This window comes from Albimonas sp. (genome assembly GCF_055129145.1).
Window position 1 is genome coordinate 1 of record NZ_JBSRTQ010000178.1, and the last position, 7,852, is coordinate 7,852.

Sequence of the window (7,852 nt, forward strand, 5' to 3'; positions counted from 1 at the left end):
CCCGAGACGGGGCCGTCAGCGGGCCGGCGCCCCGCGCCGCGAGCCTGACGGCGACGCCCTTGGGCCGGCCGTCGCGGCGCCCGGGCCAACCCGGCCCGCAAACGCGAACGGGACGCCGAAGCGCCCCGTTGAAACAATCGCACCGCCCGAAACCCGGCCGCCTCGCAGAGGTCAGCCGCCTCGCAGAGCTCAGGCGGCGCCGGCGCCCGAGGCGACGCCCAGCGGCTGCGGCTCCACGCCGATGGCCCGGCAGACGTCATAGGGCAGGTCGGGATTGTTGAGCGTGTAGAAGTGGATATGCTCCACCCCCTCGGCCCGCAGCCCGTCGCACTGCTCGGCGCAAAGGGCGCGGCTGAGCGTCTCGGTCATGCCCTGCTCGTCGGCGTTCTCATAGGCCGCGACCAGCCAGTCCGGCACGCTCGCCCCGCAGCCGGCGGCGAAGCGGCGCATCTTGGCGAAGTTTTCGATCGGCAGGATCCCCGGCTGAATCGGCGCGGTGATCCCCGCTTTCGCCGCCGCATCGCGGAAGCGCAGAAACATCTCGTTGTCGAAGAAGAACTGGGTCAGCGCGCCGTCGGCGCCCGCATCGAGCTTGCGCTTGAGGTTGTCGAGATCCGCCGCGAGATCCGCGGAATCCGGATGCCGCTCCGGATAGGCCGCGACCGAGATCCGCTCATGCCCCGCAGCGCGCAGTCCCGCCACCAGCTCGGCCGCGTTGCGGAAACCGTCGGGATGCGGCTCGAACCGCTCGACCCCCTTGGGCGGGTCGCCGCGCAGCGCGACCACGCGCAGCGCGCCCAGCTTGCGGTATCCGTCGGCCTCGGCCAGCGTCTCCGCCCGGCTCGCGCCCACGCAGGTCAGATGGCCCGCCACCTGCAGGCGCGCCCGCTCCAGGATCGCCTGGATCGCCATGCGGGTCCGGTCGCGCGTGGTGCCCCCGGCCCCGTAGGTGACCGAGACGAATTCCGGCGCCAGCGGCGCCAGCCGTTCGACCGAGCGCCACAGCCGCAGCGCGCCGTTGGGCGTGGCGGGGGGGAAGAACTCGAACGAGATGGTCAGGCGGCGGGCGGTCGGTTCCGTCACGGGGGGTCTCTCCACGAATGACGACGCAAGGCGCACCGCCCCGGAACGAGGGGAGGACGCCCGCATCGCCCCTCTCATACGATCTTGTTCGCGACGCTTCAACGAGGCTTTGCGGCGCCTTTTATGCAGGTCGTCTTGCGCAGGTCGTCTCGGCGGCCGCGGCGCGGGCGGCGTCGGTTCCGAACCGCGTCAGGGTCGACGACCCGTTCGAGGATGCCGAGGGCGAGGAGGGCGCCGCCGCCGGCGCCGAAGGCGGGCGGACCGTCGCGGCCCTGGATGCGGCTCCCTCCGGCGAGCCGACCCTCGGCCTCGGCCTCGCCCCGCTGCCGGGTCCGGCGCCCGCCACGGGCGAATCGCACGGGCCTGGCCGGCGCGCCTCCGCCGACCGATCCGGCGCGATGCGCCCCGGCAAGGGCGGACGCCCGCGTTTCAGGGCCCGCCGCCCCCCTCCGCACCGCGGTCGGCCCCCCCCTTCCGCCGTGCCGTCACCCCTCCGCCCGCCCCCGCCGCGGGACGATGTCGCGTTTTTCACGCATGCCGTCGCTCCCATCATGCGCGCGCGCCCCGCGAGGGCGTATCCGGGACCTCGAGGCGGGGCGGTTCCGGAGCCGGAAGTCCCCGCCGCAAGGAGACGGATTTGGCGCAGATCACGGTGGTTTGGTGGCGGGACATTCCCGCCCAGGTGATCGCGGGCAAGGGCCGGCGAGGCGGCGCGAAGCGGCAGCTGCCCGAGCGGTTCGAGCAGGCGATAGACCGCTGCGCGATGAAGGTGGGGGCGAAGGATTCCGACGCCTACCTGGCCGAGTGGCGGCGCGCCGCGCCCTACACGGTCGAGGCCGAGGACGACGAGGCCGCTGCGGATGCCGAGGCCGCGCGCCTCGACGCCGAATACGGGCCGGAGAAGATCAAGGCGCTGATCGCCAATGACGGCCGCGAGCCGGGCGACGGGGCGGGGAACGCGTAACGGGAACAGAGCGGGGCGGCGGGCGAGCGTCGCCCGACCCCGCGCCACGGAGGGCCGGACATGTCACGGGTGATCGACTTCCTCTCGCGCCGGCGCGCCGCCGCCGCTCCCTCCGCCAGCCCGTCCGACGCGGCCGGCTTCCTGCGCGGCTTCTCCCTCGAGGTGATGCCGCGCACCGCCGCGAAGATCGAACGCTTCGCCGACCTGCTCCCCGCCGGAACCCGGGTCTGCATCGCCCATATCGACGGAACGCCGATCGAGGATATGGTCGCGACCGCCCGGCGCATCGCCGCCGAGGGGTTCGAGGTCATGCCCCATTTCGCCGCCCGCTCGATCCCCGACCGGGCGACGCTCGCCGACTGGATTGACCGCTATCAAGGCGAGGCGGGCGTGCGCTCGGCCCTGCTGCTCGGGGGCGGGATCTCGGCCCCGCGGGGCGAATTCCACAGCTCGATGCAGCTGATGGACACCGGCCTCTTCGACCGCGCCGGCTTCGCCCGCCTGCATGTCGCCGGCCACCCCGAGGGCAACGCCGACATCGACCCCGACGGCTCCGACAAGAACCTGATGGCGGCGCTGCGCTGGAAGCAGGCTTTCGCGGAGCGGACCGATGCGCGCATGGCGCTCGTCACCCAGTTCGTGTTCGACGCAGGCCCGGTGGTCGCCTGGGCGGGCCGCCTTCGGGCCGCGGGGGTGGACCTGCCGATCCATGTGGGCGTGGCGGGGCCGGCCAAGCTGCAAACCCTCATAAAATTCGCGCTGGCCTGCGGGGTCGGCCCCTCGGTCAAGGTCCTGCAGCGGCGCGCCGCCGACCTGACCCGGCTCGCCCTGCCCTTCACCCCCGACGAGGTTCTGGCCGATCTCGCCGCCGCCCGCGCCGCCGATCCGGGCCTCCGGATCGAGCAGGTGCATTTCTTCCCGCTGGGCGGCATCGACAAGACCGCCGAATACGCCTCCGCCAGGGTCGAGGCCGGCGCCGCGCTCTACGCCTGACCGCTGCGCAGCCCTGACAAGCCGCATCCTCCATGATAACCGGACGTCCGACAGCCGGGCGTCCGTTCCGGCCGGCCCGACCGCCTCAGAAGGATCGCAGCGCCCATGACCCGCACCGTCGTCGAATCCCAGTCGAAAACCGTCGTCATCGGCTTCGACGAGCCGTTCTGCGTCATCGGCGAGCGCATCAATCCCACCGGCCGCAAGAAGCTGGCCGCCGAGCTGGAGATGGATGATTTCTCGACGGTCGAAAAGGACGCGCTGGAGCAGGTCGCCTGCGGGGCGATGCTGCTCGACATCAATTCGGGCGCCGTCTTCACCAACAAGATGGCCGCGGACCCGCGCTACGCCGACAACAACTTCGTCGAGCCGATGCTGATGAAGGCGTTGATCGAGCGGGTGCAGGCCATCGTCGACGTGCCGATGTGCATCGACAGCTCGGTCCCCGGCGCGCTGCTGGCGGGGCTGGAGGCGGCGAAGGGCCGGCCGCTGCTGAATTCGGTGACCGGGGAGGAGGAGCGGATGGAGATCGTCCTGCCGCTCGTGAAAAAGTTCAATGTGCCGGTGGTGGCGATCTCCAACGACGACACCGGGATCTCCGAGGATCCCGAGGTGCGCTTCGCGGTGGCGAAGAAGATCGTGGAGCGTGCGGCGGATCACGGCATTCCCGCCTGCGACATCGTGGTGGACCCGCTGGTGATGCCGATCGGGGCGATGGCGACGGCGGGGCGGCAGGTGTTCGCGCTGGTGCGCCGTCTGCGCGACGAGCTTGGGGTGAACACCACCTGCGGGGCGTCGAACGTGTCCTTCGGGCTGCCCAACCGCCACGGGATCAACGCGGCCTTCCTGCCGATGGCGATCACGGCCGGAATGACCTCGGCGATCATGAACCCGGTGCGGCCGCAGGAGATGAACGCGATCCGGGCCGCGAACATGCTGATGAACAACGACCCCCATGGCGCCGCCTGGATCCGCGCCAACCGCGAGCAGACCCCCGAGGGCGAGCCCGAAGCCGGCGCCCGCGGCGCCCGGGAGGGCCGTCGCCGCCGTCGCAGCTGAGGGCGCGGGGGCGAAAGCGCGTCGGAGGGGGGGGCGCTCCCTGAACCGCAGATGACGTTGCGCGGCCCGGCCGGGTTCGCCTAGGCTTCTCCCGTTCGCGGGGGGAGTTTTGGGTTGGACCATCCGATTGCGCTGAAGAACGGTTTTCTGGGCTTCGCGGTCGGGATCGGCGCGTTCGCCGTCACCATCAATCAGCTGGATCCGACCGCTTGGTGGCTTGCCTGGTGGATCGGCATGGCTGCGCTCGTCGCCATCGCCTGGGAAGCCTCCGAAGCCGTCCGCCAGCCCGACGCCGACCGGGTCGCCATCGCTCGCCTTCTGACGCGGATCGTGGCCGCCCCGACCTGGCACGGGGCCTACGATCAGTTCCGACGGACGCTGCTGGCGCGGCTCGACCGCTGGTTCGGACCACGGCTCCTGAGCCTGCAGGCCTTCGTCGCCTGTCTGCTCATCGCCTTCTTCTATCCGCTGATCGCGTTCTTCGTCGCCTGGGCCGGCGGGGCGGTGACGGCGATGCTGATCCGGCTCGCCTTCGTCTCCCACCACGCGCAGGGCCTGCTGGCGACCGCGAAGGACGACCTGACCGTGACCGAGCGGCTGGAGGTCTGGGCCCGGCTCGCCGCGCCGCCCGCCTTGCTGTGGAGCCTGACCCTCGCGCTCGCCTGGGGCGCCTCGCGGAGCGGCGCGGCCGCGACGGGCCTGTCGGAGGGGATCAAGGCCCTGCTCTGGGGCGCGGCGGAGGTCGGGGCCGGGCTGGGCGCCGGGATGGCCGGGCTTCTTTCGGGGCGCTGAGCGGCGCGCCCGGACCGGAGGCGCCGGGCGGGCGGCTGCGTCGGGCGGGACGCGCCGGCCTCGTCCTCCGGGCCGCGTGATCGCGCCGATCACGCGGCGTGATCGCTCCGCGCACAAGCCGTCGCTTGCCAGCCGGCCTTCCGCCCGGCTACCAGAACCGCATGGTCACCGCCACCGAACCCCCCGCCCCCGCCGGCCCCGCCGCCGCCGACCGTCGCGCCCGGCGCAACGTCGTGGTGCTGGTCATCGCCCAGGCCACGCTCGGCGCGCAGATGCCGGTCAACTTCGTGCTCGGCGGGCTCGCCGGACAGATGCTGACCCCCATCCCCTGCCTCGCCACCCTGCCGATCTCCCTGATCGTGCTCGGCTCGATGCTGGCCGCGCCCAATGTCTCGGCGGTGATGGGGCGCTACGGGCGGCGCGCGGGCTTTCTGCTCGGGGCCGCGGGGGGGGCGGTCGGCGCGACGCTCTGCGTCGCCGCGCTCTATCTCAATTCGTTCTGGCTGTTCCTCGCCGGCGCCTTCTGCACTGGCATCTACATGTCGGCGCATGGCTTCTATCGCTTCGCGGCGACGGACGGGGCGTCGGACGCGTTCCGGCCCAAGGCGATCTCCTGGGTGATGGCGGGCGGGCTGATCTCGGCGGTGCTCGGGCCGCAGATGGTGAAGCTGACCGCCGACGCGCTGGCGCCCGTGCCCTTCGCGGGGGCTTACGCCTTCGTCATCGCGCTGAATCTGGTTGCGTCCTCGGTGTTCTGGTTCCTCGATTCGCCCAAACCCGCCCGCCCGCAGCCCGGCGACGCGCGCGGCCGGTCCATCGGCCAGCTGCTGCGCACGCCGCGCATCGCGGTGGCGATGATCTGCGGCATGGTCTCCTACGCGCTGATGAACCTGGTGATGACCTCGACGCCGCTGGCCGTGGTCGGCTGCGGCTTCGCCAAGAACGACGCCGCCGACATCGTGATGGTGCATGTGCTGGCGATGTTCCTGCCGAGCTTCTTCACCGGCCACATCATCAACCGCTTCGGGGTGGAGAAGGTGATCGCCACCGGGCTGGCGATCCTCGCGGCCGCCGGCATGGTGGCGCTGGCGGGCGTCGACCTGATGAACTTCTACGGGGCGCTGTTCCTGCTCGGGATCGGGTGGAATTTCGGCTATATCGGCGCGACGGCGATGCTGACCGGGGCGCACAGCACGGCCGAGCGCAGCCGGGTCCAGGGCATGAACGACTTCGCGGTGTTCGGGCTGGTGACGGTGGCTTCGGTGAGCTCCGGCGGACTGATGAACTGCTGGGGCGGCGATCCGCAGACCGGCTGGGCGGCGGTGAACTGGGCGATGATCCCGTTCCTGAGCCTCGCCGGCGGCGCGCTGATCTGGTTCGCGCTGCGCAAGCCCGAGGCGGCCTGAGCCGGTCCATCCCGACCTGCACCGGGCCCCGACCTGCACCGGGCAACGAAAAAGGCCCCGCCATCGCGCGGGGCCTTCCGATTTCGGCTCGGCCGGCGGCGCCCGAAGGCGCCCGATCACGGCCCCGTCGAGGGCGGGAGGCTGCTGCCGCCGTTGGTGCTGTTGGCCGCGTTTTCGGCCAGCGAGGCGCCGGCGTTGGCGAGGTTGCCGAACACCTGCTGCAGAATGGTCATCTCGCGCCCGAAGGTCGGCGTGGTCCGGGTCACCAGATTGATGACGCGGCCGTCCTCCAGCCCGAACACGTCGGCGGAGGCGAGCATGCCCGCATCGTCGAAGCGCACCGCGACGATGCGGCGGTCGGTCACTTCGGGGGCGTTGTAGGCCAGCGTCTCGACCCGGGAGGACACGTAGTACCAGGCGTCGTTGCGCATCACCCCGGCGGTGGAGGGCCGGCCGATCTTGGCGGTGACGGTCGCCGCGCTGTCGACGCCGGGTTCGAGCATGGCGAGCTGCGCCTCGGCCGGCGCGTAGCCGTGCACGCGCACCGTCGGCTCGCAGGCGCCGAGCGCCAGCAGCGCCGCCGCCGCGACCGCCAGCGCCGCGGCGCGCGGCCCGGAGGCGCCGCAGGACGGCTTGCCGGTCCGTTGGCGGGACGGCCCCGTGCAAAAGGGCGAAGCCCCCGTCGATCCGCCCGCCGTCGATCCGCCTGTCATGGCCCTGGTGGAGGTCACGCGCATTCCCCGTCTCTCCCGGTCCATCACCGCTCCCGGATCATCGCGGCCGGTCCCGTCGGGGCCGGCCATTCCGCGCTCCGGCGCCGTCTCGGCCCCCGTTCCGCCTCGCATCGCGGCGACGCGGGGGGCCGGGCGCGCCAAGGTCGCCGCTTGCAGGCCTTGCCTAGCGCGCGCATGTTCGCAGTTCAAGCGGCCCAGCCGCCCGGGACCGGCGTCAGGCCGCGCGCCGGGCGGCGCGCGGCCTGCCTCGAGACCCTGAAAGGGCGCGGCCCCCGGGCACGCCCGCCCCTGCGACGCGCACCGCGCGAAGGAGACAAGCGCCATGACACGCTCCGCCGCCGCCGCCACGGCGCCCGAATTCTCACGGCCGATCCGGGTCCGGGAACTGCCGCCCAACGGCGAGTCCCTGCAGGCCAAGGCCGGGGCGGAGGAGCGCGCGGCGCTCGCCCGCCGCTTCGGCGTGAAGACGGTGGAACGCTTCGCCTTTCGCGGCGAGGTGCGCCCGGAGGCCGACGGCTGGCGCGTGAAGGGCGAGGTGCGCGCCCGCGTGGTGCAGCCCTGCGTGGTGACGCTGGTGGACGTGGCGCAGGAGCTGGCGGAGCCGTTCTCGCGCCTCTACCTGCCCGGCGTGGCCGAGCCGGACCAGATCGACATCGACCCCGGCGAGGACGACGACCCGCCCGAGCCGCTGGGCCATCGCATCGATCCCGGCGAAGTGGCGGCGGAGGCGGCGGCGCTGGCCATCGACCCCTATCCGCGCGCTCCGGGGGCGAACCTCGCGGATGTGGCGCCGGCGACGGGCGACGAGGACGACGCCGCCG

Annotated in this window: 8 protein-coding genes; 6 read left to right on the forward strand and 2 right to left on the reverse strand. The window is 72.7% G+C overall.

The features are described 5' to 3' along the window. Positions 1 to 189: 189 nt before the first annotated feature. Positions 190 to 1,083 carry a methylenetetrahydrofolate reductase [NAD(P)H] gene (metF, locus tag ACTB72_RS19115; protein ID WP_463038607.1) on the reverse strand — a complete coding sequence of 298 codons (894 nt, stop codon included), beginning with the start codon at positions 1,081 to 1,083 and terminating at the stop codon, positions 190 to 192. A 637-nt stretch (positions 1,084 to 1,720) separates the two neighbouring features. Between metF and ACTB72_RS19120 the strand changes: the two genes are divergently transcribed. The 5 genes from ACTB72_RS19120 (at position 1,721) to ACTB72_RS19140 (ending at position 6,297) form a co-directional block, all read left to right on the forward strand. Continuing rightward, positions 1,721 to 2,047 carry a virulence factor gene (locus ACTB72_RS19120; RefSeq protein WP_463038608.1) on the forward strand — a complete coding sequence of 109 codons (327 nt, stop codon included), beginning with the start codon at positions 1,721 to 1,723 and terminating at the stop codon, positions 2,045 to 2,047. 60 nt (positions 2,048 to 2,107) lie between these two features. After that, positions 2,108 to 3,040, forward strand: a complete 933-nt coding sequence (locus ACTB72_RS19125) for a methylenetetrahydrofolate reductase (protein ID WP_463038609.1) — start codon at positions 2,108 to 2,110, stop codon at positions 3,038 to 3,040. A 105-nt stretch (positions 3,041 to 3,145) separates the two neighbouring features. Continuing rightward, positions 3,146 to 4,099 (forward strand): methyltetrahydrofolate cobalamin methyltransferase, encoded by a 954-nt coding sequence (locus ACTB72_RS19130; protein ID WP_463038610.1) that lies wholly within the window; start codon positions 3,146 to 3,148, stop codon positions 4,097 to 4,099. A 114-nt stretch (positions 4,100 to 4,213) separates the two neighbouring features. Further along, positions 4,214 to 4,891, forward strand: coding sequence for a hypothetical protein (locus ACTB72_RS19135; RefSeq protein WP_463038611.1), 678 nt, complete (start codon positions 4,214 to 4,216; stop codon positions 4,889 to 4,891). Positions 4,892 to 5,052: 161 nt separating this feature from the next. Then, a complete protein-coding gene (locus ACTB72_RS19140; RefSeq protein ID WP_463038614.1) occupies positions 5,053 to 6,297 on the forward strand; it encodes an MFS transporter in 1,245 nt (414 codons plus the stop codon). 116 nt (positions 6,298 to 6,413) lie between these two features. Here the strand turns inward: ACTB72_RS19140 and ACTB72_RS19145 are convergent, their stop codons facing one another. Then, positions 6,414 to 7,034 (reverse strand): outer membrane protein assembly factor BamE, encoded by a 621-nt coding sequence (locus tag ACTB72_RS19145; RefSeq protein ID WP_463038612.1) that lies wholly within the window; start codon positions 7,032 to 7,034, stop codon positions 6,414 to 6,416. 319 nt (positions 7,035 to 7,353) lie between these two features. Between ACTB72_RS19145 and ACTB72_RS19150 the strand changes: the two genes are divergently transcribed. Beyond that, the coding region (locus ACTB72_RS19150) for a YceD family protein (RefSeq protein WP_463038613.1) at positions 7,354 to 7,852 on the forward strand (499 nt) is incomplete at its 3' end.

Coding starts and splice junctions, on each gene's coding strand:
- ACTB72_RS19130 (WP_463038610.1), top strand. CDS start 3,146: ATGACCCGCACCGTCGTCGAATCCCAGTCGAAAACCGTCGTCATCGGC.
- ACTB72_RS19125 (WP_463038609.1), top strand. CDS start 2,108: ATGTCACGGGTGATCGACTTCCTCTCGCGCCGGCGCGCCGCCGCCGCT.
- ACTB72_RS19140 (WP_463038614.1), top strand. CDS start 5,053: ATGGTCACCGCCACCGAACCCCCCGCCCCCGCCGGCCCCGCCGCCGCC.
- ACTB72_RS19145 (WP_463038612.1), bottom strand. CDS start 7,034: ATGCGCGTGACCTCCACCAGGGCCATGACAGGCGGATCGACGGCGGGC.